Origin of the sequence: Bacillus sp. MM2020_4, from assembly GCF_011250555.1 — a bacterium.
Lineage (GTDB): Bacteria > Bacillota > Bacilli > Bacillales > Cytobacillaceae > Neobacillus.
On the sequence record NZ_JAANMZ010000011.1, the window covers coordinates 67,902 to 94,425 of the forward strand.

Genomic DNA, 26,524 nt, shown 5'->3' on the forward strand with positions numbered 1-26,524 from the left:
GAAATAAATCGCTACAATTAAGTCTAGACGCCACGAGAACATGTGTTAAAATCAAAGTGGCAAACATTAGTTCTAATACGATATTTACAAGGATAACAGAAACGTTTAATCAATTTAGTTTTTTTGTAATGTATGAAAGGGGTATTATCGTGGCAAGGAATCAACAAGCTTTTGATTATAATGATGATGCCATACAAGTACTAGAAGGTCTTGAGGCGGTTAGAAAACGCCCGGGTATGTACATTGGCAGCACCGATTCACGCGGACTCCATCACCTCGTCTATGAGATTGTGGACAATTCAGTGGATGAGGCGCTTGGCGGCTTTGGTGATCAAATCATCGTAAAAATACACAAAGACAACTCTATCAGTGTCATGGATAAAGGACGCGGCATGCCTACAGGTATGCATAAAATGGGTAAACCTACACCAGAAGTCATATTAACGGTGCTCCATGCCGGCGGAAAATTCGGTCAGGGTGGCTATAAGACAAGCGGCGGGCTCCACGGTGTTGGGGCTTCTGTCGTCAATGCGCTATCGGAATGGTTAACCGTCACGATTAAGCGGGACGGTTTCGTTTATGAACAACGGTTTGAGAATGGCGGTAAGCCAGCTACAACACTTGAAAAGATCGGTAAAACCAATCAATCAGGAACGACGATTCATTTCAAGCCTGATTCCTCTATTTTTTCAACAACCACCTATAACTTCGATACCTTATGTGAGAGGTTAAGAGAGTCAGCCTTTTTACTGAAAGGGTTAAAGATTGAAATCCATGATGACCGCAATGACCTTCATGAAGTATTTCATTATGAAAATGGTATAGAGGCTTTTGTTGAATATTTAAACGAAGAAAAGGATGTCCTCCACCCCGTTGTCAGCTTTGAAGGGGCAAATCATGGCATAGAGGTCGAATTTGCCTTTCAATTCAATGATGGCTATTCTGAAAATATTCTTTCGTTTGTTAACAACGTACGGACAAGAGATGGCGGTACACACGAAGCCGGCTCTAAAACAGCGTTGACAAGGGTATTTAACGACTATGCCCGGAAGATCTCCTTATTAAAAGAAAAAGATAAGAACCTTGATGGGACAGATATTAGGGAAGGGTTATCGGCGGTTATTTCCGTAAGAATCCCTGAGGAACTCCTCCAATTTGAAGGACAAACGAAAGGAAAACTAGGAACAAGTGAAGCGAGATCGGCCGTTGATGCGGTTGTGTCTGAGCATTTATCCTATTTTCTTGAGGAAAATCCTGATATAAGCTCCCTTTTGATTAAAAAGTCGATTAAAGCTTACCAAGCCCGTGAAGCTGCCAGAAAGGCACGGGAAGATGCACGCAGCGGCAAGAAACGGAAGCGTGGAGAAGCTGTATTATCCGGTAAACTAACACCGGCGCAATCCCGAAACCCACAAAAGAATGAATTGTACCTTGTTGAGGGTGATTCTGCTGGAGGATCGGCAAAACAAGGACGTGACCGCCGTTTTCAAGCTGTTCTTCCTTTACGAGGTAAAGTCATTAATACAGAAAAAGCAAAACTAGCGGACATTTTTAAAAATGAAGAAATCAATACGATTATTTATGCCATCGGCGGTGGAGTAGGTGCCGACTTTAATGTGGAAGACATTAACTACGATAAGGTCGTTATTATGACGGATGCCGATACAGACGGTGCTCATATTCAAGTATTATTACTTACCTTCTTTTACCGCTATATGAAACCGCTCCTTGAGGCGGGAAAAGTATTTATTGCCTTGCCGCCGCTTTATAAGGTAAGTAAAGGAGCAGGTAAAAAAGAAATAATTGAGTATGCCTGGAGTGATGATGAGCTGCAAGGTGCCTTGAAAAAGGTGGGCAGAGGCTATATCATCCAGCGTTATAAGGGTCTTGGTGAAATGAATGCCGATCAGCTGTGGGATACAACAATGGATCCGGAAACACGTACGCTGATTCGGGTGAAAATCGATGACGCGGCAAGAGCGGAACGCCGCGTGACAACCCTTATGGGTGATAAAGTCGAACCGCGCCGTAAATGGATTGAAAGCAATGTTGCATTTGGTTTAGAAGAAGATGACACCATTTTAGAAAATGAAAATATTACGGTCGCTGAGGAGGGGTCTGAAGGATGAGTGCAACTGAAAAATTCCGTGACTTACCTTTAGAAGATGTCATTGGTGATCGTTTTGGCAGATATAGTAAATATATTATTCAAGAACGCGCCTTGCCTGATGCTAGAGATGGGTTAAAGCCGGTTCAGCGAAGAATTCTCTATGCGATGCATTTCGAGGGCAATACCTTTGATAAAGGCTTTCGAAAGTCAGCAAAAACGGTTGGTAACGTAATCGGTAACTATCATCCACATGGTGATTCCTCCGTTTACGAAGCAATGGTTCGGATGAGCCAGGATTGGAAGGTACGAAATGTGCTCGTGCAAATGCACGGAAACAACGGGAGTGTCGATGGTGACCCGGCAGCAGCGATGCGGTATACGGAAGCGAGGCTGTCAGCCATATCCGCAGAACTTTTACGTGATATTGAAAAAAATACCGTCGATTTTATTCCAAACTTTGACGATACCTCGAAGGAACCAACTGTCTTCCCAGCGATGTTTCCAAATCTTCTAGTAAATGGTTCAACAGGGATTTCTGCTGGATATGCAACGGATATACCACCACATCATCTTGGTGAGGTTATTGACGGCGTCATTAAAAGAATGGATCATCCAGATGCGACTGTCGATGAACTTATGACGGTTATCAAGGGGCCAGATTTCCCTACTGGAGGAATTATTCAGGGGATAGATGGTATAAAAAAAGCCTATGAAACTGGTAAAGGCAAGATTATTATCCGCAGTAAAGCAGACATTGAAGAGGTTCGTGGCGGAAAACAGCAAATTGTGATCACAGAAATTCCCTATGAAGTGAATAAGGCAAACCTTGTCAAAAAAATGGATGAGTTTCGTCTTGATCGAAAAGTTGAGGGCATATCTGAGGTTCGCGATGAAACCGACCGTACCGGTCTAAGAATTGTGATTGAGTTAAAAAAGGATGCCGATGCTGAAGGTGTTTTGAATTATTTATATAAAAATAGTGATTTGCAAGTAACCTATAATTTTAATATGGTGGCTATTCATAAAAAGCGGCCAATGTTAATGGGGCTTCGAGAATTACTTGATGCCTATATTGAGCATCAAAAAGAAGTGGTGACACGAAGGACTCAGTTTGAACTCAATAAAGCGAAAGAACGTCAGCATATTGTTGAAGGCTTAATGAAAGCTTTATCCATTCTTGATGAAGTAATTGCCACCATCCGCGCGTCAAAGGACAAGCGTGATGCAAAAGACAATTTGATTGCTAAATTTGCCTTTACCGAGTTGCAGGCCGAAGCTATTGTGTCTTTACAGCTTTATCGCTTAACGAATACTGACATCACCGCATTAAGGCAGGAAGCAGACGAATTAGCAAAGAAAATCGAAGAGTGGACAGCTATTTTAGCAAGTGACATAAAGCTGATCTCCGTAATTAAAAAGGAATTAAAAGATATAAAAAAACGCTTCGCCGATGTGCGCCGTTCGAAGATTGAAGCAGAGATTGAAGAGTTAAAAATCAATCTTGAGGTAACCGTTCCTAGCGAGGACGTCATTGTAACCATTACGAAACAAGGGTATGTAAAACGGACAAGCCAGCGTTCATTTGCTGCATCAGGTGGTCAGGATCTTGCCATGAAGGAATCCGACCGTCTATTAGATCAACTTGATATGAATACAAAGGATGTTCTGCTCCTTTTCACTAACAAGGGCAATTATCTATTCTGCCCTGTGCATGAGCTTCCTGATATCCGCTGGAAGGACTTAGGCCAGCATGTGGCAAATATCATTCCAATTGACCGTGATGAAGAAATTATTCAAGCGGTACCGGTGAAGGATTTTGAATCAGATGCCTTCTTCGTTTTTGTTACAAAAAATGGTATGGTCAAGAAGACAGAGCTGAAAGCTTATAAAGCACAGCGCTATTCTAAGCCACTTGTTGCCGTCAATCTTAAAGATGACGACCAAGTAATGGATGTCCATCTAACAGACGGAACAAAAGAACTTTTCCTCATTACAAACCTTGGCTATGCCCTTTGGTTCCATGAGGAAGAAATAAGTATTGTCGGCATTCGAGCAGCGGGAGTAAAAGGGATAAACCTAAAAGAAAACGATTTTGTTGTCGGTGGGAAGCTGATTACTTCCGACAGTAGGGATTCCATTGTGATTGCCACGCAGCGGGGCGCCGTAAAGCGGATGAAAGTAAAAGAATTTGAAAAGGCTACTCGTGCTAAGCGAGGTGTCGTCATTCTGAGGGAACTCAAATCAAATCCGCACAGGATCATGGGCTTTATGATTGCACATGATCAAGATACCATTTTTATACAAACAGATAAAGGTTTCATCGAAACAGTAAATATAAGTGATATTCGCTATAGTGATCGTTACTCTAACGGCTCATTCATTTTAGATGAAGGGGAAAGTGGAAAAGTAACGAATATTTGGAAAGTGGAAACACCTGAAACCCCTAATGAATAAATGGATGGGACTCTCTAAAAATAGAGAGTCCTTTTCTTCATCTTTTTTCCAAAATTGGACATACTAACTAACAATAGCGAGTATGGAGGGGAAACGAGTGAAAAAGGAAATGCTGCTTGTCATGGTTTCATTTTTTCTACTGTCAATTACGGCAATAACTGGAGTATATGCAATTGAGGAAAAAGCGAAGGTCATCACTATTTCAGAGGAAAAAGCAGATATTTCTGGTGATGAAATAGATGAAGTTATCCTCTTAAAGGGGGTACCTTATCAGGATGATGATTCGTATTTGAAAGAGATATATCTTGAGATTGCGGGCTCAAATGGAAAAGTCATTACCTTTCCATTAGAAAGTGGATCGAAAGCATCACTTCAACTAACAGACTTGAATCATGATGGAATAAAAGATTTATATGCGAGTGTTTTAACAGGGGGAAGCGGTGGCATAGTAAACAATTATTTATATTCATTAAAGAATTTTGTCCACAACAACTTAACGATTCCGGAACCACTTGAAATGGACGCTAAATTCCTTAATGGCTATAAAGCTGAAATAAAGCTGCTTCAAACAGGTAAGACGTATTTATTTGATTTAAAGGATCGGAAGAAATATTACAAAAAACTTGGTTTTTATTATAAGGGAAAGCTAAACGAACCAACCGAATTATCGGTAAATCCCTATAGCAGCCTAAAGCCGTTTCAATTAAAAGATGGAAATATGGGATTAAAGGGTATTCAGAGAGTAACCGGTGTCGCAAATGCGGACACCATTGCCTTAGTTGAAACCACATGGACATATGAAAATGACCAATGGAAGCTATTAAATGTAAATGTCAAGCAAGAGAATATACCTAAATAAACACAGAAACTATTTTCTGTGTTTTTTCTTTATCTAAAAATTGACGATGAAAATGGAGAGGAATATACTTAGGGTTGTAAATAATTAAGTTACCTAAGTATTATAAAAAAAATGAAACTCGAGGTGATGAAAATGGCCGATTTTGAAAGCGGCACGGCCCAAAAGCTTTTACAATCCTTTATGCAATTAAAAAAAACGGGGTGGCATAACAAGAAAATTGCCGGTTTTAATCCGAGTGAATTCAGGGTGCTTGCAACCATTCAACGTTTTGCAAATGACAAGAATAGCGAAATGAAAGTTTCTGAAATTAGTCAGCTTTTGGAGGTTACCCCACCAACTATTACTCAAATCGTTAACATCCTTGAAAAAGACAGCTTAGTTGAACGGACAGTTGATCCAGATGACAGAAGAGCTGTAAAAATTACACTGACTCCGGCAGGGATGGAAGCAACTAAAAATGCTAGGAAAGCATTTGGTGAAACCTTTTTGGGATTAATTGATTATTTAGGAGAAGAAGAAAGTGTACAACTGGCAGAATTGCTTACCAAAGTTCATGATTATTTTACCCGAGTAAGTAATCAATAGCTTTCGGAAACAAATAGGTAAAGCAATGGAACATGATTGTTCATATTCAGTTCATAAATTTAGTATATGGTAGGCTCAGAAACCAATAAAAACGGAGTTGAAACAACTTGATCAAATTGACCAGATTTTTAAAACCATTTCAAATACCCATTTACTTTGTTTTGGTACTTGTTCTTCTTCAGTCAATGGCTGAACTGTACTTACCAACCTTAATGGCTGATATTGTCGATAAGGGAGTAGTAACAGGTGATACGAATTATATTTGGAAAATCGGCGGCCTTATGCTGGTTGTAGCGGCTGGGGGAATGATTTGCTCCATCATTGCCAGCTTCTATTCGGCAAAGGCAGGAGCCGGTTTTGGTAAGGTACTGCGAAGCGAAATCTTTTCACATGTCGGGAACTTCTCTCTTCATGAGTTTGATAAACTGGGAACAGCATCACTGATTACGAGAACAACAAACGATATTACCCAGATCCAGCAAGTACTCATCATGATGCTCCGGATGATGGTAATGGCACCGATGATGTGTATTGGCGGGATTATTATGGCATTATCGAAAGATACAAAGTTGACCTTGGTTCTGGCAGTGTCCTTACCTGTTCTGGTCATAACAATCGTGGTGATTGCCAGAAAGGGAATGCCGTTATTTAAAGCCATGCAAGTAAAGCTCGATAAACTTAATCGGGTATTAAGAGAAAACCTAACAGGCATTCGTGTTATCCGTTCCTTTAACAGGGTGACCCATGAGAAAAAACGGTTTGATGAAGCAAACTGGGATCTTACACAAACAGCGATAAAGGTCAATAAACTCATGGCTTCCATGATGCCGATCATGATGATTGTCCTCAACCTTACCACCGTGGCGATTATTTGGTTTGGCGGGATTAGGATTAGTAATGGTCATATGGAAGTTGGTGACATGATGGCATTTATTCAATATGCGATGCAAATCATGTTCTCATTTGTGATGTTATCTATGATGTTTGTGATGATTCCAAGAGCATCCGTTTCAGCGGTTAGGATAAACGAAGTGTTTGAAACAAATGCTGATATTCAAGATCCTGCCTCACCTGCATCCGTAAAGGTGCAAAAGGGTTATGTAGAATTTCGAAATGTCACCTTCAGTTACCCTGGTGCAGAAATGCCAGCTATTTCAGACATTTCTTTTAAAATGAACCCGGGGGAAGTAACAGCCATTATTGGCGGAACCGGTTCAGGTAAATCAACGCTGATCAATTTGATTCCACGCTTTTATGATGTGGATAGTGGAGAAGTACTAGTAGATGGTGTAAATGTCCGCGAAATGACTCAGGAGAACCTTCGCGAAAAAGTAGGTTTTGTTCCACAGCAGGCGGTTCTTTTTACCGGTACCATTTCAGAAAATATTCGTTATGGTAAAGAAGCGGCTACAGATGAAGAAGTACAACAGGCTGCCGAAACGGCTCAAGCAACGGAGTTTATCTCGGAAATGCCCGATGGATTCCAGTCTGTGATTGCTCAGGGGGGAACAAATGTTTCGGGCGGGCAAAAACAGCGCTTGTCGATTGCTCGAGCCCTTGTAAGAAAACCGGAAATCTATATTTTTGATGATAGTTTTTCAGCACTGGATTTTAAAACAGATGCCAAACTGCGTGCAGCCTTAAAAGCAGAAACGGCTTCTTCAACCATGCTCATCGTTGCTCAGCGAGTTAGCACGATTATGGATGCCGACCAAATTATCGTTTTAGAAAATGGGGAAATCGCCGGAATCGGCAACCATCAAGAGTTAATGGAAACAAGTAAGGTTTACCGTGAAATTGTCATGTCGCAGTTGTCAGAGGAGGAAATCGCATGAGCAAGGATTCCAAGCATCAGGGACCAGGAAGAGGACCAGGGGGCGGTGGATTCGGCCCAATGGGCATGGGCATGGCTCCCCAGAAAGCAAAGAACTTCAAAGGAACGTTAAAACGGCTCATCACCTACTTAAAGCCGTATAAAATACAACTGTTTGCCGTTTTAATTACAGCCATTATCAGTACCGTTTTTTCAATAGTCAGCCCAAAAATTATGGGGAAAGCAACGACCAAGATGTTTGAAGGCTTAATGGCGAAATTACGAGGAGTTCCAGGAGCAAAAATAGATTTTGACTACATTGGTCAAATTATTCTGTTGCTAATAGGACTTTATATTATAAGTGCGATCTTTGCCTATATTCAACAATATATCATGGCGGGGGTTGCCCAAAAAACGGTTTATCATCTTCGTAAAGAGGTAGAAGAGAAACTCAACAAGCTTCCCTTAAAGTATTTCGACTCACGGACACATGGTGAAATTCTAAGTCGGGCTGTCAATGACGTCGATAATATCAGTACAACCTTACAGCAAAGCTTAACACAACTTATCACTTCGGTCGTTACATTACTCGGAGTTATTGTCATGATGCTTTCGATCAGTCCGTTAATGACATTGATTGTAGTACTGACAATCCCACTAAGTTTTGTGGCGATAATGAAGATTGCTAAAAAGTCACAGACCTACTTTAAAGGGCAGCAAAAATCTCTTGGTGAGCTTAATGGGCATGTAGAAGAGATGTATACAGGACATAAAGTCATCAAAGTGTTTGGGCGTGAACAGCAATCCATTGAAAAATTTGAAGAAACCAATAAGGACTTGTACCAATCAGGTTGGAAAGCGCAATTCATGTCTGGCATGATTATGCCATTAATGTCATTTATCAATAATATTGGTTATGTGCTTGTGTCAGTAGTTGGCGGCCTTTTGGTAACGAAAAAGGCCATTGAAATAGGGGATATTCAAGCATTTATTCAATATTCACGGCAATTTTCTCAACCAATTACTCAAACTGCCAATATTGCGAACATTATCCAGTCAACGATTGCAAGCGCTGAGCGTGTATTTGAAATTTTAGATGAAACAGAAGAGGTGCCTGAAGCGGTCGCACCGAAAGACATTATCGCTCCTAAAGGGGAGGTTTCCTTTGAACATGTTTCATTCAGTTATAAGGAAAATGAACCATTAATTGAGGATATGAATGTTAAGGTGAAGCCAGGGCAACGGGTTGCGATCGTCGGACCGACCGGTGCTGGTAAAACCACACTCATCAATTTATTAATGCGTTTCTATGAACTTAATTCAGGAAAAATCCTAATTGACGGCATCGATACTCGTGAATTTAAAAGAGAGAAACTGCGTAGTTTATTCGGAATGGTGCTTCAAGATACATGGCTTTTCAATAGTTCCATTCGTGATAATATTGCATACGGAAGAGAGGGAGCAACAGAAGCAGCAATAGTGGCAGCAGCACAGGCAGCTAATGCTGATCACTTTATTCGAACGCTCCCCGAAGGCTACGATACAATTTTAAATGAAGAAGCATCAAATATTTCACAAGGTCAAAAGCAATTAATAACAATTGCACGGGCGATCCTGGCTAATCCTTCCATCTTAATTCTGGATGAAGCAACCAGCAGTGTCGATACCAGAACCGAAGTTCAAATTCAAAAAGCAATGGATCACTTAATGAAAGGGCGCACAAGTTTCGTTATTGCCCACCGGCTATCAACGATACGTGACGCTGATCTCATTCTAGTCATGAATCATGGAACAGTAATTGAGAAAGGAACCCATAAGGAATTACTAGAAAAGGGTGACTTTTATGCTGAGTTGTATAATAGCCAGTTTACCTTTAATCAGAAAACTGCAGGATAAAAAAAGGCATTTAGAGAGTTTATAAACTTTCTAAATGCCTTTTTTTATAACTTTTAAGTATGTTACTCGTATATAATGATATTATTGGGAATGTTTGTCTTTTGTAATCAATTGTTGTAAGGAGTTGAAGGTGATGAGATTTTACTCTAAAAAGGGAATTATTACAGGCGTTCTATTATGGGGGGCAATTGCCTTTTTAATTGGCTCTTTTTTATTCCTACCCGGCGGACCAGAAGGGAAGGGGGAGGTCATCACGGCGGTCCTGGTATGTGGATTTACTAGTGCATTTATTCTTTGGTGCTGGTTCGGAACCTATTATGAAATAAATGGGAACCAATTGAAGATTGTTGGAGGGCCGTTTCGTTGGAAAATTGACATCATGACGATAATAAGTATCAGAAAAACGCGAAATCCATTATCGAGCCCAGCATTGTCATTGAACCGGTTAGAAATACGATATGGAAAATGGAATACGATTTTGATTTCACCAAAAAATGGGGACCAATTTTGCGAGAATTTAAGAGAAGTTAATTCAAAAATTGATATAAACCTTTAAATTTCATTCCGTCTCATTATCTTAAGTATACTTAGGAAATGAGACAAATTCATTTTAGTTACCATAATAATATTATGTAAACTGATAAAAAGCATTTTTAGAGCTGTCATTTGTAACAGCCCTATTTTTATTCCAATTGTTCTTTTGGCATATCCATCTTATCAACCGCAATTTTTAGATCGTCATTCTTAATATGGGTATATATCATCGTCGTTTGTATCGAGGAATGGCCTAACTGGCGCCGTAATTTCGGTACATCATTGATTTCCGCATGGTATCTGGTAGCGAACGAGTGTCTCAATTTATGCACTGATAAGGATGGTTTACCAAATGCAGTTGCATATTTTTCAATCAGATATTCTATGGCTCGGGCTTTTAATCTTTGTGATTTTACTTTCGGACCTGTCGGGCCCCCAACAAATAATGCCTTTTCATTTTTATCAACTTTGTATTTGCCCGTTCTTACAGCTAAATATTCCTGCAAATCCGCCATGGCCACCTGGCTAAAATAAACAAATTGTTCTTTATTTCCTTTACGGATTACGCGGACACAATACTTGCTAAAGTCAATATCGCCTAAATCAATTCCCACCAACTCCGAAAGGCGGAGGCCCGATCCTAGGATTAACGATACAATGGCGGTATCACGTTCTCTATTTAATTGATAAAAGTTATATAACCGCTGGTTTTCTTTGTTTACTTCACCATAATCATTGGCAATAAACAGGCGAAATTTCTCGTATTCATCACCGAGCAGAATTTTTCCTTCCATTTTCGAAGCTTTTGTTTCCATACTGTCTTTGACTTCATTAAATTCAATTTTCGCCATTACATTCCGATTGATATATGGCTTTAAATCAGGAGTTTCCGCAATATTTTGCAGATAATTAAACAGTGATTTTAACGCAGATAACTTCCGATTCACAGTTAATTCCTTATTATTTAATTGATAATGTAGATAGTTTAAGAAGTTTTCAACCTCTAAAACCGTCATTGTCTCCAACCGTTCCAATGGAATGTCCTTGATGCTGCCGTTCCATAACTGTTCATTAATCATCCAATTGAAGAAAATTTTATAATCATGACAGTAATTGAATAATGAAGCAGTGGAAAGTTTTCGTAGTTTATGATTGATGTATTCATCCACATACCAAGGCAATTCCTGAAGAATGACTTGCAACTTTTTAAAATTAGATTGTTTTTCCTGATTTACCATCATAACACCTCACTACTATATTATCCCATCAGCTTAATTGCGTCAAATTTATATTTTACGCAATTAAGTTTTTTCCGAAAGTTTACCCCTAAATTCTCTCCCCTTATTAATAAATTTAAAAATTTCATGAAATCCTCCTTTTGTTGTTTATGGTATGATGAATACAGAAAATTTTAGGAGTGAAATCATGAGTGTACATAAAGATTTAATTAACCACGCAGCGAATCAGAATAAAACATACCAGGAATTTCAGGCTCTGGATCAACTACGTGAAAACTACATTGAAGAAGCCATAGGTTTATGTGAACAAGGTCTTCCCTATACTACTGATAAAATTAACGAGGTAACAAATAGGATGAATAAAATTTACCTGCGATTTGTTCCGACAAGGAAAAACGTTACGGTTGAAATGGTTCAAGAATATGTAAAATCACTAACAAAACAACAATAAATGGTGGTGGCGGCGTTGATTTCTTTAACGAAAAGAAGACGGGAGTTTCTTGACCAAATTTGGCAGCAATATCAAACTACCAATCTTCCTGTTCATTATTCTGACGTGGCTGAGGCGATTGGTGTGAGCAAATGGACTGCATATGATGTTTTGAAAACTTTAGAAAGCCAGGGTCTTTTAAAAAGAACCTATGCTATAAACGAAAATGAAACGGGAAGATCCACTGTGGTCTTCTCTCCTACAAGCATGGCAGATCTCCTATTTCAAAAAGAGAGAAGAGAAATTTCCAATCCAGATGAATGGGAAATAATTCTTAACCACGTAAGGGTTCTAATGGCGCAACAACAAAATCTCCCGTTGATGGACGCAATTAAACATATCTTAGAACTAATGAAAAATGTCGAGGTTAAACTAGAATTCTGTACCTACTTCCTTTGTGTTCTCCTCTTATTCTTGAATAGCCTTGGAAATCCTATTAAGGACTTAACTGTGAATATGGTGAATGCATCTGAGGAATCAAACATACAGCTTTCTGTATTTGTAGGGGCTGCTGTCGGTATGATCATCCAGTCTGTCGGTGACGAAATTAGCCCCGAAATGATTATAATAGTCCAACAGTTTTTTAATAACGCTAACCAGCTTCATTCTACAGAAATAGACTTATTAATCTCATTTATTAAGCAAAGTTAATTTTTTCCCCTATCCCCTTCTCTTCATTCTTTTGTCAGCTCAATTTATGGGCTGGCTTTTTATTTTATTAGCGTAGGATCACTAAAGCATATTTTCATTATCATTTTCATAGGATAACTTATGTTTTCAGAATATTAATTATATTCATAATATTATTCTTGACATTTTTTAAATAGATACGTTAAATAAATAATATACGTATTTCGTTTTTTTCTCCTCTTTTTGGGTCTTTTGGGTATCTTGAAGGCTACATTCAACTTTTCAAAGAAAGGTAGGTTATAGTATGTATAAAGTTTATTGCAGGTCATTTCAAGGAGTTATGAAAGTTGCCTCCTCCTTCATGCCTTGGCGGGAACCGAAACTGCTAGAGGGAGAAAATAGTTTAAAAGAATTACCGCAACTGATTAAACAGAATAAAATTGAAAGTGTGTTAATTGTCACCGACCAAGGAATCGTAGCTGTTGGACTAATGGACGAATTCCTGAATAACCTTCGAACTGAAGGAATCAACTTCGTTATTTACGATAAAACGGTACCTAACCCAACAATCGATAATATTGAGGAAGCATTTCAAATGTATACCTCCAACCATTGCAAGGGGATTGTTGCATTTGGCGGTGGATCACCAATGGATTGTGCCAAAGGTGTTGGTGCACGTGCAGCAAGACCGAAAAAGAATATTCGCCAAATGAAGGGTGTATTAAAGGTTTTGAAAAAAATGCCTCCCCTATTTGCCATTCCCACCACAGCTGGCACTGGCAGTGAAGCAACCCTTGCTGCCGTAGTTTCCAATAGCGAGACACACGAAAAATATGCCATAATGGATACAGCACTCATTCCGCATTATGCTGTCCTTGATCCCTTACTAATTATTAATCTTCCGAAACATATTACGGCAGCAACTGGAATTGACGCTCTAACGCATGCAGTCGAAGCCTATATCGGCAAAAGTAACACAAAGGAAACCACAAAATACAGTGTAGAGGCAGTAAAATTAATCTTTGAAAATCTTTATGAATCCTATACAAATGGGACCAACATCCAGGCACGTAAGAATATGCAAAAAGCGGCCTATTGGGCTGGTATGGCATTCACACGTGCATATGTTGGGTATGTCCACGCAATCGCCCATACGTTGGGTGGTTTTTATTCGGTTCCCCATGGGCTAGCAAATGCAATCATCCTCCCTTATGTCCTTGAGTATTACGGTGAATCCGTCCATAAACCTTTAGCCGAGCTGGCTGAAGTCGTTGGGATTGGTAAACACAATGATAGTGTGAGAGAAAAGGCAGTAAATTTTATTGAGGCTATAAAAAAGCTAAACGAAAATATGGAGATTCCTAAAAAGGTTAGTGGAATTGTCGACACCGATATTCCGTTAATGGTTGAACGGGCGTTAAAGGAAGCCAATCCCCTCTACCCAGTACCAAGGATTCTCAATAAAGACGATCTATTCAATCTTTACCAACTGATAAAGGAATAAGTGATTGATTTAGGTAAAAAGGCGGCTGATCAAATGGAAACGTACAATTCCCTCCTTACGAAACAACAATTTTTTTTTCGCACAGAAACAACAAAAGATATCGCTTTCCGACTTGAAGCACTTCAAAAATTAAGAACTGCAATTAAAACGAACGAGAAAGTGTTGATGGAAGCATTAAGAGCGGATTTAAATAAATCAGAATTTGATGCTTATACCTCTGAAATCGGTTTTGTTCTTGAAGAATTACGATTCACCATCAAACATTTACAGTCATGGGTGAAGCCAAAAAAGGTTAAAACACCCGTAACACATATCGGCTCCAACAGTTACATTTATTCAGAACCATACGGGGTTGCACTTATTATTGCCCCTTGGAATTATCCCTTTCAATTGGCAATCGCCCCGCTAATCGGTGCCATTGCCGCGGGAAACTGTGCAGTTATCAAGCCTTCTGAATTGACGCCGAAAACATCTGAAATACTAGAGAAACTTATAGGTGATCTATTCCCTGAGGAGTACATTTCAGTAATCCAAGGTGGCGTGGAAACAAGCCAAGCACTGCTTGACGAAAAATTTGATTATATCTTTTTTACCGGTAGCGTCCCCGTTGGAAAGCTCATTATGGAGGCGGCAGCGAAAAATTTGACCCCATTGACATTAGAATTGGGCGGAAAAAGCCCTTGTATTGTTCATAAGGATGCCAATATAAAACGGGCTGCCAAGCGGATTGCCTGGGGGAAATTTACCAATGCCGGGCAAACCTGTATTGCCCCTGATTATTTGTATGTTCATCAGAGTATTAAGGATCAATTTCTCCAGCAATTTAAGGAAGCAACGATTGAATTGTATGGGCAAAAGCCGTTAGATAATATGAATTTTACTAGAATAGTAAGTGAGCGGCACTTTCAGCGACTATGTTCTTTTCTCGATCATGGGAAACTTTATATGGGCGGCGGAGGAAATCAAGAAAGATTAACGATTGAGCCAACGGTCTTAACGAATGTCACTTGGGAAGATCCGATCATGCAAGATGAGATATTTGGGCCGATTCTACCTGTTCTTGAGTACAATGAGCTTTCAGAGGTATTAACCGGTATTCATCGACACCCAAAACCACTGGCTCTCTATATTTTTACAGAAAATCCTACAGTACAGCAAAAGGTCCTTACTAGCGTATCTTTTGGCGGGGGCTGTGTTAATGACACGGTGTATCATTTTGTCTCCCCTTATCTGCCGTTTGGCGGTGTGGGAAACAGTGGGATTGGCGCCTATCATGGCAAAGGGAATTTCGATACTTTTTCCCATCAAAAAAGCGTTTTAAAACAAACAACCTTATTTGACATTCCGTTTCGTTATCCAAATGTAAAAAACGGGCTCAAGAAAATAAAGCTTTTCATGAAATAATGAGTCGCACAAAAAAAGGCTAACCAAAATTTTGGTTAGCCTTTTTAAATGAAAGTTAGAGTTTATCTAAAATATTCCCATTCTCTGGTTCGTCATTAAAGGTCAGAACCTCTTCAACTGGCTGATAGGATTCACCATAGAAATGTTGATCCTTATAGGTGTGTATCATATCGTACGTTTTTTTCATCGCTGTAAATATCATTTCTTCCGATTCATGATGCGGTGCCCAATAAAGGATTTCCATTTTATTAATCTCATTTGTGGCAAGCGACCTTCTTTCATACCCGATTGAATTCGCATGCTCGAAGCCTTCACGTTTATAGTAACGTAGCCTTTTCTCTGTATCGCTGTCTTCATAGTTAACGGGTTCAACTTCAAGGATAATAGGTTTTCCTTTGCTTTTCAACTTTTCCATCAGTTTATGGCCAAGCCCCTGGCCACGGGCATTTTTCGAAACGAAAAGATAATCGATGAAGACAAAATGATCGAGCTCCACATACATTAACACATGGTTGGGTCCCTCATCTTTATGATAGATTTCAGAACGCTCTTTTAGTAATGTTTCCATGTGTTCTTTTGATTTCATCTCTTCAACCGGAAAATATTGATTCAGCTTCTCATACCAATGCATCGACATACTCCTTTAGTTCATGATAAAAATATAATGGAAGTATGTGTAAATATTCGTATTTAATACTGAATTCACTTTCGAAAATTGTCTACATGACGAGGAAGACTCCGGCGGCAGGATTTAATGATTTAGAGAAGCCCCGCATATTCCTTTTAAAGTCCGGTTAATTTAGGTAAGATTTACTAAAAGACTTGTTGAATGGCGAAGGAGTATTAGCGGTTGGAAGTGACAACTTTAACGACACTGCTTGTAACTATTGTTCTCATAGGTAGGTTAAATTTTGAAGTGAATGCCGTTTTGTACGATGAAAAAGCAGCTACACAACTTCACAGCCTATTCTTACAGGATTGCAAGGATAGCTCTGAATATTCGATTGCAAGATATAAAGATCGATCGATCCTAAATAAATTTAAAGAGGCCATAACACGCCTCTTATCACCCATACTTTAAAAAAATCGGCCCTTCCCATGGAAGGGTCGATACTTTTAGAATTGAAATTCCCATTCATCCCGCAGCAATAAATATAGAACAAGAAGTGTATCTTCCCATTCACTTTCCAATTTCCCTTGTACTTCCATCCCTATCTTTGGAAACAGGATTTCAGCCATTTGCTGTGTGAGCTGATTTCTTTCAGCTAATGGAATTTGATGGAATCGGCTTGCATAGGTGCTAAGCAGTTTCCACTCCTTCATCCCCAACGATTTTAACGTCCATTCATCGAGGGTCAAATTACTCATGGCGAGACCGCGATTTTCGATTTCTTTTTCAATGGGCGAGAGTCTCTTCTTCCGCTTTGGCTTTCGTTCATGGACGACAATCGTTCCGGCGACAAGATCCCCAAGTCTCTTATGTTTCGAATGAAAAAATATCATAACAATCCCTAGGAAGTAAGCTGTTGGCAAAGAATCAATAATACGGATGAGATTCCGAATGAAACTTGATAACAAGGTGATACTATGCCCATTTTCCTGTAATACCCGAATTCCGACTAGCTTTTTCCCAAGCGTTCTTCCACCTGAAAAAAATTCAAAGACAAAAAAGTAGCCCCCATTCACAATAAACAGAATAATAAGAGCTATTGCCAACGGGATTGAATTATCCACGAGAAAAAACGGCATCGATGACATCCCGTCCATCACAAAATAAAGGACAACGATTGTTAAAATATTTATTATCATTAACAGTACCTGATCGATGATAAAAGCAGCTGCCCTGCTTCCTAATCCGGCAAGCTGAAACTGAATCGACACGTATTCAGGTGTTTTAATATCCAAATGGTCTTCATTCATAATGATTCCCCCAACACACGGTTGATTTCTTCTATAGTTGTTTCTATTTTTCTACTAATTTTCTATAATAAGGATAAGAATATACATAGATCCCAAAAAGCAGGTGAAAAAATGAATGTAAAACAATTCATAAAAATGCATCGTGATGACTGGAAACAGCTTGAACAATTGATGGTCACGATGAGTAAAGGCAAAAAGGCAATTACCGGTGAAACGATAACAAATTATCACAGAATCTATCAAAAAGCAGCCCAGAATCTTTCGTACAGTCAAACCTACTTTCCAAATGACGATGTAACACAGTACTTAAATGGACTTGTTTCCAAGTCACATAACTTGTTGTACAAGGATCAAATTTCGAGTTTTAAACAAATTCGCCATTTTTTCAGCACCCAATTTATTGGGTTATTACTAGAACAATGGAAATTTGTCGTGGCAGCGTTTATTTTATTTTTTATTGGTGCCATCGGTAGTTTTATCGCTGTTTTGAATGACCCGCTGCATATTTATGCCATTCTACCAGCTGAAATTGCGCAAGGTGTGAACCCCGACCAGCTAGGAACGGGTGATGCAGTCAACTCTTCACTGATGTCGGCCAGCATTATGACAAACAATATCAAGGTAGCCATCTTCGCCTTTGCTGGTGGGATCACCTTTGGGCTTGTGACGGTATATTTACTCATCAATAACGGGATCATCATTGGCGCACTCGCTGCCCTTTTTTGGCATCACGAGAAATCCTATGATTTTTGGGCCTATATCGTTCCCCATGGAATGATTGAGCTCACAGCCATTTTTATTGCCGGGGGCGCCGGACTGTTAATGGGCTATAAGCTCTTTGTTCCAGGACAGTACACAAGAGGCTACCAATTAAAACATCACGCCAAAAGATCTGTGCAGCTCCTGCTTGGAACCATTCCACTATTTGTTATCGCCGGAGTCATAGAAGGCTTTATCACACCGGCGAAGATTTCGTTAGAAGCAAAATATATTGTCGCACTCCTAACGGTGATAGGTTTTATTCTCTATATCATTATTGGCAAGTTAAAACGTAACAGTGCCATACCTACAGGAGATTTTGATTCATAATATCGATATAATGGGAAACGGCGGCAATTGCCAGTCTTTCCTCACGGGCCTCAATCATTTGCAGGCCCTGTTTTTCCCATTTTTTCTTCTCCCGTTTCTTAAACAAAAGCTGCTGCTGGGCAATGCTTTTCACCATCGCTGCATGCACTGTATTTGGCATCTCATTGATTCTCTTACTGATTGTCTGATCCTCGATGCCAATCATGAAAAATAAATGCTTCTGCCGAAGCCGCTGCAATAACATGAATGTACTTTCCTCATGAAGAAACGTTCTAATATCACTAAATAAAAGCAAGAGACTCCGTTTCTTTTGCACCAATTCTAAGTATTGAAGTACCGCGGCGTAATTGGACTCTGCAGCATCCACTTTCACATCATAAATTGCTTGAAGGATTGTCTGCAAATGTGCCATTCCCTTGGCCGGCGGGACAAACACCTTAATTTTTCGGGAAAAGGCAAGAACAGAAACATAATCTCCTTTTTGAAGGGCTGCTGCCGCAACTGTAAGGGCCGCTTCTAACGACTTCTCTAAGCGGTTCCCCTTTTTCAATTCAGCTCCCATCATTCTGCCGCAATCAAGTAATATCGTAATATATTTCCCATGCTCCGGTTCATATTCATTAGTCATGACCTCTTGTTGCTTTGCTGTTTGCCGCCAGTTAATTTTACGGGGATCATCGCCAACCACATAACTACGAATCTTGGAAAAATCACCAACACCACTTCGATGCCTGCGAATTTTCAATCCTTCATATGTTAAAAATTGCTGGGCATTCTTCAAATACCGTTTGGTCTCAGTTAAATCTGGAATAACTTTGACTGTTTCCTTCATTTCCGCTGTGGTTTGTTTCTCCCATAACCCCAGAAAACTCGTATAACGAAAATAAAGCTTGTCGAATTCGAACTTACCTCTTTCCTTAGCCATCGTATCATACGAAAGCTCCATTACCGTTTCTTTTGGGATCGTTCCAATCAGAGGAAACGGTCTAGCAAATGATCTTGGTATTCCATCGATGATTCGATATGTAAAGGATTGGGCGGAAGAATTCCGAACCACAATCTTCACTGGATAGGTAATACCCCGTTCTAACTCATCACCTATAGTTCGTTGAAAGGAAAGCTGGCCTTTTTTCGGCGAGAAGAGTAAGTCTAGTATGCTTACTATCAATACTGCAATATTACTCAAAATCACATATCCCCATGATATTCCCCAACCTGTTCCAATCAATAATGCAACGGTGAGAATGAGAAAGAGCAGGATGAGCCGCTTTGTCGGCAATATTCCGCTATCTTGGAACAGGAACCGAGCCCACAAGCTCTTCAATGATTTGGTCACCGGTTGCTCCCTCCAATTCTACATGTGGGGATAACTGAATTCGATGTCGTAATGCGGGCCTTGCAACCATTTTGATATCATCTGGTGTCACATAATCTCTGCCTGCCAAGTAAGCCCAAGATTGTGCTGCCTTTCCAATTGAGATCCCTGCCCTTGTACTGGCACCATAGCGAATGGCTTCAGTACCTCGCGTTTTTCTGACAATCTGCATCGTATAATCTAAGACACTATCACTAACCTTCACTTGCGCTATTTCATTTCTAATCCTTAAAAAAGTATCCATGTCTATGATTGAAAATAGTTGCTTTTCGTCAAAACGGTCTTCCATTACTTGCTTTAGGACCATTTTCTCTTCCTCAAAGGTTGGAAAATCGATTCTCAACTTGAACAAGAACCGATCCTGCTGTGCTTCCGGCAGGGGGTAGGTGCCTTCAAATTCAATCGGGTTTTGGGTGGCAACAACAAAGAAGATTTCAGGCAAGGGATAGGTTTCTCCTTGGATGGTGACTTGCTTTTCCTCCATTGCTTCCAACAATGCGGCCTGCGTCTTTGCCGGTGTCCGGTTAATTTCATCTGCAAGCAGGATATTCGTAAAAATTGGACCCTTCAATGTTTGAAAACTGCCCTCCTTCATATTGTAGATCATACTGCCTGTGATATCACTTGGCAGTAAATCGGGTGTAAATTGAATGCGGTTAAAACTACCGCCTAAGAGACTTGCCAGCGTCCGTACCATTTGCGTTTTCCCGGTGCCCGGCACACCTTCTAAAAGTACATGTCCCCCTGCTAAAATGGCAGATAACAACAGTCTTAGATTTAGACTCTGACCAAGTATCCGCTCTTCATATTTCTCTAAAAAGGATATTATTTCTGTTTTCATGCTTCAACCTCTTTTCGTAATTGCTCCAGTTTTCGTGACCATAATAGATATTCCTGTTTACTGATTTTTTCTTTTTCAAGGACAGTGATTAGTCCATTTAGGTAAGTCTTAATCTCACCAGCAGGCATTCGCGTCCATTTTTTCTCAAAATTACTCGACAAATCTTTCCATTCTTGGCTGTAGGGAATGTGCCAGCGTTCTTGGAGCAAGAGTTTGACATAATCTGCTTGAATCAGTAAGGAATCATGGTATCGCTTGCCACGCATGTACCATGATGCAATTGCTTGAATTCCTTCATCACTAAAACGGACGGATTCTTCCCTTAAGGTGAAAATGGGGCCAAACCTCTTCCCTTTCAACCATAGCCATAAAAGCACCAAGATGGTCCCCTGCAAAACAAGTAGTAAGAACCACATCGGGTAGACCGTCAGTATGGAGGAGGCATTTTCCCCGCCGTGAATATATTCATCAAACAAGATGGACTCGGGCTCTCCCTCATTTAAAAGATAAAGAAGAAGGGGGAGATGATCCTTTTTTAATAGGTCTCCATTTGTCATCCATTCAGGCGCAATCGCAACAATCAAATAGCCTTTACCATAAGGCCGTTTAAGTGCAATCGTTTCTTGTTGATTATTCAATAGAACCTCATCATTCTTGTTCTTTTGCAGCCTAAGCTGTGAACGAACCTCTGAACGATAATGTTTATCTGCCTGGTCATAGATATCTGGGGAAGACGTTTGTTCTGTATATTCCGTGTCTACATCAAACATCCCTTTTGGGTTGATTTGAAGTAAGAGAACAGTATTACCTGCTTTCATAAACTTAACGTATTCCTCCATTACTTCCGTGTTTGGATTAAATGAAGGTTCCACCATAATCAACAATTTATTTTGTTTACTTTTTGGAAGCAATTTAGGTGAATGATTCCACGTCTTGACACTCATTTCCTTATTTAAATATGTATAAAATGCCTTTACACCTGTAGGTGAGGGGGAGTCAGATACATACCCTGGGTAAACTTTAGGCTTTGGTGAAAAGGAAAAATAACTAATGGCTAAAAAGAGGATGAGCAGGACAATTAGCCACATCCATGTCTTACCTTTTGCTGTTGATTTCATCGACTATTCTCTTCCCCCCTTTCACCAAGCCAGATCATTGCTTGCTGTTTAAATTGAACGTATTCCTCTTTACTCACCGTTCGTTCCCCGTACGTCACTTCATCAAAGAAGTGGGCAATACGGTAAAATTGCTGTGCATGTTGTTGATCTACTTTTCGGAGCTCTTCGAAGTAATCCCAATTGGTTTTCCAAATTCTTGCCTCAAGCCATCCTTGGTCATGCAGATAAAGGAGCAAGGCTAAAAACAAATGACGGGTTGAAAGTGAAAAATCTGCAGAAGACTCATATTTTCCAGCCTCATCAAGATGCCGCCCATATGTCCAATTGATTTCCTTCAACAATTGAAGCGGCTTTTGTTTACGGAGCTTTCCATTCCTTCTTGTATTTCGAATAAAGATAAAGACAAATAAGCCGAAAAAAATAAGAACAATCAAAATGATTGCGATTAAGATTGGCCCGGAAGCGCTGCTACTCGAATGAAGGGCCGGGAACAATCTTCCCAGTTGTTCAGCCAGCCATTGCTTTGCATGTTCCCACCATGTTTGGATAAACCCCTTATGTTCATTGTAGACGGTATATTCTTTCGTATTTAATATATTTTCAAGGTCATCTCGTGCCTTGTTTACATCTACCATAATCATCACCTAACACAAATAGGTTTTTTTAAATAGTCTTGTAATCTTCAATTAATTCTCTTAAATCATCCGCATCATGTCTTGTTTTCAAATCTAAATACATTACCCCATAGCCTACGGAGAAAATCATCGTCGTAAACAGTGAGGCCATATTAGTAATCATTGTTAATAAAACGCTATTGCCTAATAGGGCCCCAAATGTCATTTGGACAACAGCACCGATAATAGAAACGATAATATAAAAGACAATATATAGTCCCATCAATACCCAAGTTCTATTTTTCGAAAGCCTCCAGCTTCTGAAAAATCCAGGTGAGGTCTTGTCGAGTACAACCGAACCAAAATAAAAACTCCAGCGCGTTAAAAACAGACCAATTCCGATTGCACCTACAAAAAATAATAAGATTCCTAACAATACTAAAACAATCGTGTTGCCCGATGACGCTACCATGCCGAAAGTAAACGCTACAAGTAAAATTGGGATAATAATGATGGCAAACAAGATTATGCCAAACAAAATACTGCTTCCAAGCATGGGGAAATATCGAGAAAAAGCTTGTTTGATAACCGAACTCACAGTAAATTCATCATTATTCCGAATACGATACAGGGCAAACAGGATGGCCGCCTCAGCAACGGGGAATAATAGGACACTAAATAATCCGACTACTATTAAGCCTATATCCACACCCAAACTACTCGAGTCAAATGCACCTGTTTCCTCAAAACCTGAGAGGATTTGTTCATACCATGTATCACCAGCTCCCATCTGTCTAAAAAAGTTGGTTCCTGAAGCTAATTGGATGATGGCCTGAAGCAAATAGACCGGACCCATAAAAATGATTAAAATCATAAAAAACTCTTTAAAATGATTTTTTGTCAAACTGAATGTATGATCCAGTATTTCACCAAACCCCTTGGGTTTTTTAAACTTTTCGTTCAATTTGTGTTTCCCCCTTGTGTAAAAAATGGTTATTATTACCGTTTATTTTATCATTATTCCGATATATGTGGGGGGAAAGTTGAAAAATATAACAGAAATAGAGCCTAACTCCCATGTTTTTAATAATAGTTGGGAGTTAGGCTTTTTGAGAAATTTTTATATTTTTGAAAACTCTTCCACAAGCTCTCCAAATCGTCTGAGGGAATTTTCAATCGGGTCTGGGCTTGTTAAATCAACACCGGTCTTTTTTAACAATTCAAGCGGATAATCCGAGCTCCCGCTTTTTAAAAACTCCAAATAGGAATGCAATGTACTCTTATCGCCTTCAAGGATCTTGGTTGCCAAATGAATGGCAGAAGCATAACCTGTCGCATACTTATACACATAAAATGGGCGGTAGAAGTGAGGAATTCTTGACCAGCCATATTTCACTTCTTCATCGAAGACGATATCATCGCCATTGTAATCCCTGAATAGTCTTTCATAGGTTTGATTAAATATTTCTACATTTAACGGCTGTCCCTTTTCAGCCAATTCATGTGTTTTCATCTCAAACTCAGCAAACATCACTTGGGTAAAAAACGTCCCTTTAAATTGATCGATGAAATGGTTCAGTAAATGGCTGCGAACGTCAGCGTCCTTTTCAATTTTTAATAAATAGTTAATCAACAGCACTTCATTGACGGTGGAAGCGACCTCTGCCACAAAGATACTGTACCGGGCTGTAATTTGCGGCTGATGCTCTGAACTCAACCGGCTGTGAACACCATGTCCACATTCATGGACAAGTGTGAATAAACTATCCAAATCGTCTTGATGATTGAGAAGAATAAACGGGTGAACACCGTACACTCCTAGATTGTAGGCACCTGACCGCTTACCAGGAGTTTCCCTTACATCAATATACCTGGCGTCCTTAAACTCTTTAAGAATACTGACATATTCCTCCCCTAAAGGTGCTAGTGCTTTACACATCGTGTCATAGGCTTCCTCGTAAGAAATCACTTGTTTAACACCGCTTACGAGCGGAACACTCATATCATATTGACGAAGTTCATCTACTTTAAGCTTTTCTTTTCGGATCCGAGTATATTGGTGTAATGGCGCAATATTGTTTCTTGTTGTTTGAATAAGATTTTCATAAACTTCTTTTGGTACTTTATCCCCGAATAAGGCCTTTTCCAGTGCGGATGGGTAGTGTCGAACCTTTGATAATGTCACATTATTTTTAATCGCAGCTGATAGTGTCGATGCGATTGAATTTTTTAAATGAATATATGGCTGATAGTACGCTTTATATGCCTCCCGGCGTTTCTCACGATTTTCATCCTCTATTAACTTTGCATACATCCCCCGGGTTAGTTCGACGGGTTCACCGTCTTCACCGGTAACTTCGCCAAATTTTATGTCAGCATTATTGATCATCCCGTAAGTATTGCTGGGAGCAGACAGGGCCTCGCCTAGGTGCGAAAGAAGCTCTTCCTGTTCCTTATTTAGCACGTGTTTCTTGTAACGGAACGATTCCCATAAATCCTCTGCGAAGTATGCTAATTTTTCTTCAGCCATGATAAAACCTTGCAATGTTTCTTTATCAAGGCTTAATAAATAGGGCATGAAAAAGGAAGTCGCCGCACTTACCTTCACGCTAAGCTGTTTGGCCCGGTCTTGCAAAGCTTGTGCAGCCGTTTCCCTGGTGTTTTCATCCACCTGCAACATGGCATAGGCGTACAGTTTATTAAAATGGAAGGATAACTCTTCTCCTTGTTTCAGATATAAATACAAAGAATGACCATCGTGAATTTCACCATCAAACTTTTTTAATTCCTTCGTCAATTGCTCAATTAACTGATAATCTTCCTCCCATTTACTAACATCTGAATAGATATCCGTTAAATCCCATTTTTCTTGGACAGGTACTTCGTTTCTATTTGTATAGGTGGGCATGTATATTCTCCTCCGGATTCATAAATAAATTTTGCAATCAAAACTATATTCCATGTGTATCATTATTTTCCCTTTTTTATGTATTCAAGATACAACAAAAGACAGGTCAAATCTGACCTGCCTTTGTTACATGGTTACTTCTTTTTCAAGTGCCATTAATCTTTCATTTACTTCTTCTTCACTCAAACCATGCTGAGCAACGTAGCGGTTGCGCGGGTGAACTCTGCACTCATGTGAACAGCTGCGTAAATGTTTATGTTCATTTTCCTCAGAGCAAAGAATCTTTTTATTACATTCTGGATTGGCACAGTTCACATAACGTTCACACGGCTCACCTGTGTAATAATCTTTTCCTACCACTATATGCTCTTTTTGATTCACTGGGACACTAATCCGCTCATCAAACACATACAGTTGCCCATCCCATAATTCACCCTGAACTTCAGGATCTTTTCCGTAGGTGACAATGCCGCCCTCAAGCTGTGATACATCTTCAAAGCCTTCTTTCAATAGCCAGCCGGAAAATTTTTCACAGCGAATTCCACCGGTACAATACGTGAGAATCTTTTTACCCTCAAATGCCTGCTTGTTTTCACGGATCCATTCCGGAAGATCGCGGAAATTCAAAATATCCGGTCTAACCGCACCTTTAAAATGACCGAGGTCAAATTCATAATCATTACGGGCATCAATCACGACGGTATCATCTTTTTGCATCTCTTCGAAAAATTCCTTTGGTTTCAAATGTTTACCGGTTACTACATTCGGATCCACATCATCTTCCAATCGTAATGTAACAAGCTCAGGTCTATAACGCACCTTCATTTTCTTAAAGGCATGCTCAGTAGCTTCATCTATTTTAAAAATAGTTCCTGCAAATAATGGGTGTTCCTCCATGTATTTCATATAGGCATCAGTTTGTTCAATGGTGCCTGACACCGTTCCATTAATTCCTTCTGCGGCGATGATAATCCGTCCTTTTAAACCTAAATCATGACAAAATTGACGATGCTCATTCGCACATTCTTCAGGATTCTCAATTGGTACATATTTATAATACAATAACACTCTAAATTCTTGATTCATATTTACCACCTTACTCTATATAAAAATATCCATATTTTAAACATTAACTTATTTAC

The 26,524-nt window shown here is 39.6% G+C and carries 23 protein-coding genes; 13 read left to right on the plus strand and 10 right to left on the minus strand.

Annotation, left to right across the window (positions count from 1 at the left end; genetic code table 11):
* The first annotated feature begins 149 nt into the window (after window positions 1–149).
* The 7 genes from parE to G6554_RS10040 all read left to right on the plus strand — a co-directional run bounded on the left by parE (window position 150) and on the right by G6554_RS10040 (window position 10,273).
* A complete protein-coding gene (gene parE / locus G6554_RS10010) occupies window positions 150–2,129 on the plus strand; it encodes a DNA topoisomerase IV subunit B (protein ID WP_166241321.1) in 1,980 nt (659 codons plus the stop codon).
* Entirely contained in the window at window positions 2,126–4,564 is a 2,439-nt protein-coding gene (gene parC / locus G6554_RS10015) for a DNA topoisomerase IV subunit A (protein ID WP_166241323.1), read from the plus strand. Before parE ends, parC begins: the two co-directional genes overlap by 4 nt.
* Window positions 4,565–4,661: 97 nt before the next feature.
* Window positions 4,662–5,423 carry a hypothetical protein gene (locus G6554_RS10020; protein WP_166241325.1) on the plus strand — a complete coding sequence of 254 codons (762 nt, stop codon included), beginning with the start codon at window positions 4,662–4,664 and terminating at the stop codon, window positions 5,421–5,423.
* A 132-nt stretch (window positions 5,424–5,555) separates the two neighbouring features.
* Window positions 5,556–6,008, plus strand: coding sequence for a MarR family winged helix-turn-helix transcriptional regulator (locus G6554_RS10025; protein WP_166241327.1), 453 nt, complete (start codon window positions 5,556–5,558; stop codon window positions 6,006–6,008).
* Window positions 6,009–6,115: 107 nt separating this feature from the next.
* Complete coding sequence (locus G6554_RS10030) at window positions 6,116–7,843, plus strand: ABC transporter ATP-binding protein (protein WP_166241329.1); 1,728 nt, start codon at window positions 6,116–6,118, stop codon at window positions 7,841–7,843.
* Window positions 7,840–9,717 (plus strand): ABC transporter ATP-binding protein, encoded by a 1,878-nt coding sequence (locus G6554_RS10035; protein ID WP_166241331.1) that lies wholly within the window; start codon window positions 7,840–7,842, stop codon window positions 9,715–9,717. The genes G6554_RS10030 and G6554_RS10035 overlap by 4 nt, the downstream gene beginning before the upstream one ends.
* 133 nt (window positions 9,718–9,850) lie before the next feature.
* A complete protein-coding gene (locus G6554_RS10040; RefSeq protein ID WP_166241333.1) occupies window positions 9,851–10,273 on the plus strand; it encodes a PH domain-containing protein in 423 nt (140 codons plus the stop codon).
* Window positions 10,274–10,400: 127 nt separating this feature from the next.
* Here G6554_RS10040 and xerS read toward each other — a convergent pair whose 3' ends face one another.
* A complete protein-coding gene (gene xerS, locus G6554_RS10045) occupies window positions 10,401–11,489 on the minus strand; it encodes a tyrosine recombinase XerS (RefSeq protein ID WP_207343008.1) in 1,089 nt (362 codons plus the stop codon).
* Window positions 11,490–11,676: 187 nt separating this feature from the next.
* Here xerS and G6554_RS10050 point away from each other — a divergent pair, with 187 nt between their 5' ends.
* The 4 genes from G6554_RS10050 to G6554_RS10065 all read left to right on the plus strand — a co-directional run bounded on the left by G6554_RS10050 (window position 11,677) and on the right by G6554_RS10065 (window position 15,517).
* A complete protein-coding gene (locus G6554_RS10050; RefSeq protein ID WP_166241338.1) occupies window positions 11,677–11,940 on the plus strand; it encodes a DUF2533 family protein in 264 nt (87 codons plus the stop codon).
* A 6-nt stretch (window positions 11,941–11,946) separates the two neighbouring features.
* A complete protein-coding gene (locus G6554_RS10055; RefSeq protein ID WP_347564289.1) occupies window positions 11,947–12,630 on the plus strand; it encodes a LexA family transcriptional regulator in 684 nt (227 codons plus the stop codon).
* Window positions 12,631–12,913: 283 nt separating this feature from the next.
* On the plus strand, window positions 12,914–14,113 hold the full coding sequence (locus G6554_RS10060; protein WP_166241342.1) for an iron-containing alcohol dehydrogenase: 1,200 nt from the start codon (window positions 12,914–12,916) through the stop codon (window positions 14,111–14,113).
* A gap of 33 nt (window positions 14,114–14,146) precedes the next feature.
* Window positions 14,147–15,517: an aldehyde dehydrogenase gene (locus G6554_RS10065; protein ID WP_166241344.1), complete on the plus strand. Its 1,371-nt coding sequence runs from the start codon at window positions 14,147–14,149 to the stop codon at window positions 15,515–15,517.
* A gap of 55 nt (window positions 15,518–15,572) precedes the next feature.
* Here G6554_RS10065 and G6554_RS10070 read toward each other — a convergent pair whose 3' ends face one another.
* Window positions 15,573–16,148, minus strand: coding sequence for a GNAT family N-acetyltransferase (locus G6554_RS10070; RefSeq protein WP_166241346.1), 576 nt, complete (start codon window positions 16,146–16,148; stop codon window positions 15,573–15,575).
* Window positions 16,149–16,367: 219 nt separating this feature from the next.
* On the opposite strand from G6554_RS10070, the gene G6554_RS10075 reads away from it, so the two are divergent.
* A complete protein-coding gene (locus tag G6554_RS10075) occupies window positions 16,368–16,598 on the plus strand; it encodes a phospholipase D-like domain-containing protein (RefSeq protein WP_207343007.1) in 231 nt (76 codons plus the stop codon).
* 35 nt (window positions 16,599–16,633) lie between these two features.
* Here the strand turns inward: G6554_RS10075 and G6554_RS10080 are convergent, their stop codons facing one another.
* Window positions 16,634–17,437 carry an RDD family protein gene (locus G6554_RS10080; protein ID WP_166241348.1) on the minus strand — a complete coding sequence of 268 codons (804 nt, stop codon included), beginning with the start codon at window positions 17,435–17,437 and terminating at the stop codon, window positions 16,634–16,636.
* Window positions 17,438–17,548: 111 nt separating this feature from the next.
* On the opposite strand from G6554_RS10080, the gene G6554_RS10085 reads away from it, so the two are divergent.
* Entirely contained in the window at window positions 17,549–18,526 is a 978-nt protein-coding gene (locus G6554_RS10085; protein WP_166241350.1) for a stage II sporulation protein M, read from the plus strand.
* On the opposite strand, the gene G6554_RS10090 is transcribed toward G6554_RS10085, so the two are convergent.
* From G6554_RS10090 to trhO, 7 genes are all read right to left on the minus strand, one after another.
* Window positions 18,504–19,862 carry a DUF58 domain-containing protein gene (locus G6554_RS10090; RefSeq protein WP_347564290.1) on the minus strand — a complete coding sequence of 453 codons (1,359 nt, stop codon included), beginning with the start codon at window positions 19,860–19,862 and terminating at the stop codon, window positions 18,504–18,506. The genes G6554_RS10085 and G6554_RS10090 overlap by 23 nt on opposite strands.
* The gene (locus G6554_RS10095) at window positions 19,813–20,742 is read right to left on the minus strand and encodes an AAA family ATPase (RefSeq protein WP_166241352.1); all 930 of its coding nucleotides are present in this window, start codon (window positions 20,740–20,742) and stop codon (window positions 19,813–19,815) included. Before G6554_RS10095 ends, G6554_RS10090 begins: the two co-directional genes overlap by 50 nt.
* Window positions 20,739–21,860, minus strand: a complete 1,122-nt coding sequence (locus tag G6554_RS10100; RefSeq protein WP_166241354.1) for a DUF4350 domain-containing protein — start codon at window positions 21,858–21,860, stop codon at window positions 20,739–20,741. Before G6554_RS10100 ends, G6554_RS10095 begins: the two co-directional genes overlap by 4 nt.
* Window positions 21,857–22,495, minus strand: a complete 639-nt coding sequence (locus G6554_RS10105) for a DUF4129 domain-containing protein (protein ID WP_166241356.1) — start codon at window positions 22,493–22,495, stop codon at window positions 21,857–21,859. The genes G6554_RS10100 and G6554_RS10105 overlap by 4 nt, the downstream gene beginning before the upstream one ends.
* A gap of 28 nt (window positions 22,496–22,523) precedes the next feature.
* A complete protein-coding gene (locus G6554_RS10110; protein WP_166241358.1) occupies window positions 22,524–23,438 on the minus strand; it encodes a hypothetical protein in 915 nt (304 codons plus the stop codon).
* Window positions 23,439–23,594: 156 nt separating this feature from the next.
* The gene (gene pepF / locus G6554_RS10115) at window positions 23,595–25,382 is read right to left on the minus strand and encodes an oligoendopeptidase F (RefSeq protein WP_166241360.1); all 1,788 of its coding nucleotides are present in this window, start codon (window positions 25,380–25,382) and stop codon (window positions 23,595–23,597) included.
* Between the two features lie 126 nt (window positions 25,383–25,508).
* The gene (gene trhO / locus G6554_RS10120; RefSeq protein WP_166241362.1) at window positions 25,509–26,468 is read right to left on the minus strand and encodes an oxygen-dependent tRNA uridine(34) hydroxylase TrhO; all 960 of its coding nucleotides are present in this window, start codon (window positions 26,466–26,468) and stop codon (window positions 25,509–25,511) included.
* Between the last annotated feature and the right edge of the window lie 56 nt (window positions 26,469–26,524).

What these genes read in the sequence shown, in the direction of transcription:
- G6554_RS10100 (WP_166241354.1), bottom strand. Translation starts at nt 21,860, where the DNA reads ATGAAATCAACAGCAAAAGGTAAGACATGGATGTGGCTAATTGTCCTG.
- G6554_RS10065 (WP_166241344.1), top strand. Translation starts at nt 14,147, where the DNA reads ATGGAAACGTACAATTCCCTCCTTACGAAACAACAATTTTTTTTTCGC.
- G6554_RS10050 (WP_166241338.1), top strand. Translation starts at nt 11,677, where the DNA reads ATGAGTGTACATAAAGATTTAATTAACCACGCAGCGAATCAGAATAAA.
- G6554_RS10025 (WP_166241327.1), top strand. Translation starts at nt 5,556, where the DNA reads ATGGCCGATTTTGAAAGCGGCACGGCCCAAAAGCTTTTACAATCCTTT.
- pepF (WP_166241360.1), bottom strand. Translation starts at nt 25,382, where the DNA reads ATGCCCACCTATACAAATAGAAACGAAGTACCTGTCCAAGAAAAATGG.
- trhO (WP_166241362.1), bottom strand. Translation starts at nt 26,468, where the DNA reads ATGAATCAAGAATTTAGAGTGTTATTGTATTATAAATATGTACCAATT.
- G6554_RS10040 (WP_166241333.1), top strand. Translation starts at nt 9,851, where the DNA reads ATGAGATTTTACTCTAAAAAGGGAATTATTACAGGCGTTCTATTATGG.
- G6554_RS10070 (WP_166241346.1), bottom strand. Translation starts at nt 16,148, where the DNA reads ATGCATTGGTATGAGAAGCTGAATCAATATTTTCCGGTTGAAGAGATG.
- G6554_RS10085 (WP_166241350.1), top strand. Translation starts at nt 17,549, where the DNA reads ATGAATGTAAAACAATTCATAAAAATGCATCGTGATGACTGGAAACAG.
- G6554_RS10105 (WP_166241356.1), bottom strand. Translation starts at nt 22,495, where the DNA reads ATGGTAGATGTAAACAAGGCACGAGATGACCTTGAAAATATATTAAAT.
- G6554_RS10060 (WP_166241342.1), top strand. Translation starts at nt 12,914, where the DNA reads ATGTATAAAGTTTATTGCAGGTCATTTCAAGGAGTTATGAAAGTTGCC.
- xerS (WP_207343008.1), bottom strand. Translation starts at nt 11,489, where the DNA reads ATGGTAAATCAGGAAAAACAATCTAATTTTAAAAAGTTGCAAGTCATT.
- G6554_RS10095 (WP_166241352.1), bottom strand. Translation starts at nt 20,742, where the DNA reads ATGAAAACAGAAATAATATCCTTTTTAGAGAAATATGAAGAGCGGATA.
- parC (WP_166241323.1), top strand. Translation starts at nt 2,126, where the DNA reads ATGAGTGCAACTGAAAAATTCCGTGACTTACCTTTAGAAGATGTCATT.
- G6554_RS10080 (WP_166241348.1), bottom strand. Translation starts at nt 17,437, where the DNA reads ATGAATGAAGACCATTTGGATATTAAAACACCTGAATACGTGTCGATT.
- G6554_RS10035 (WP_166241331.1), top strand. Translation starts at nt 7,840, where the DNA reads ATGAGCAAGGATTCCAAGCATCAGGGACCAGGAAGAGGACCAGGGGGC.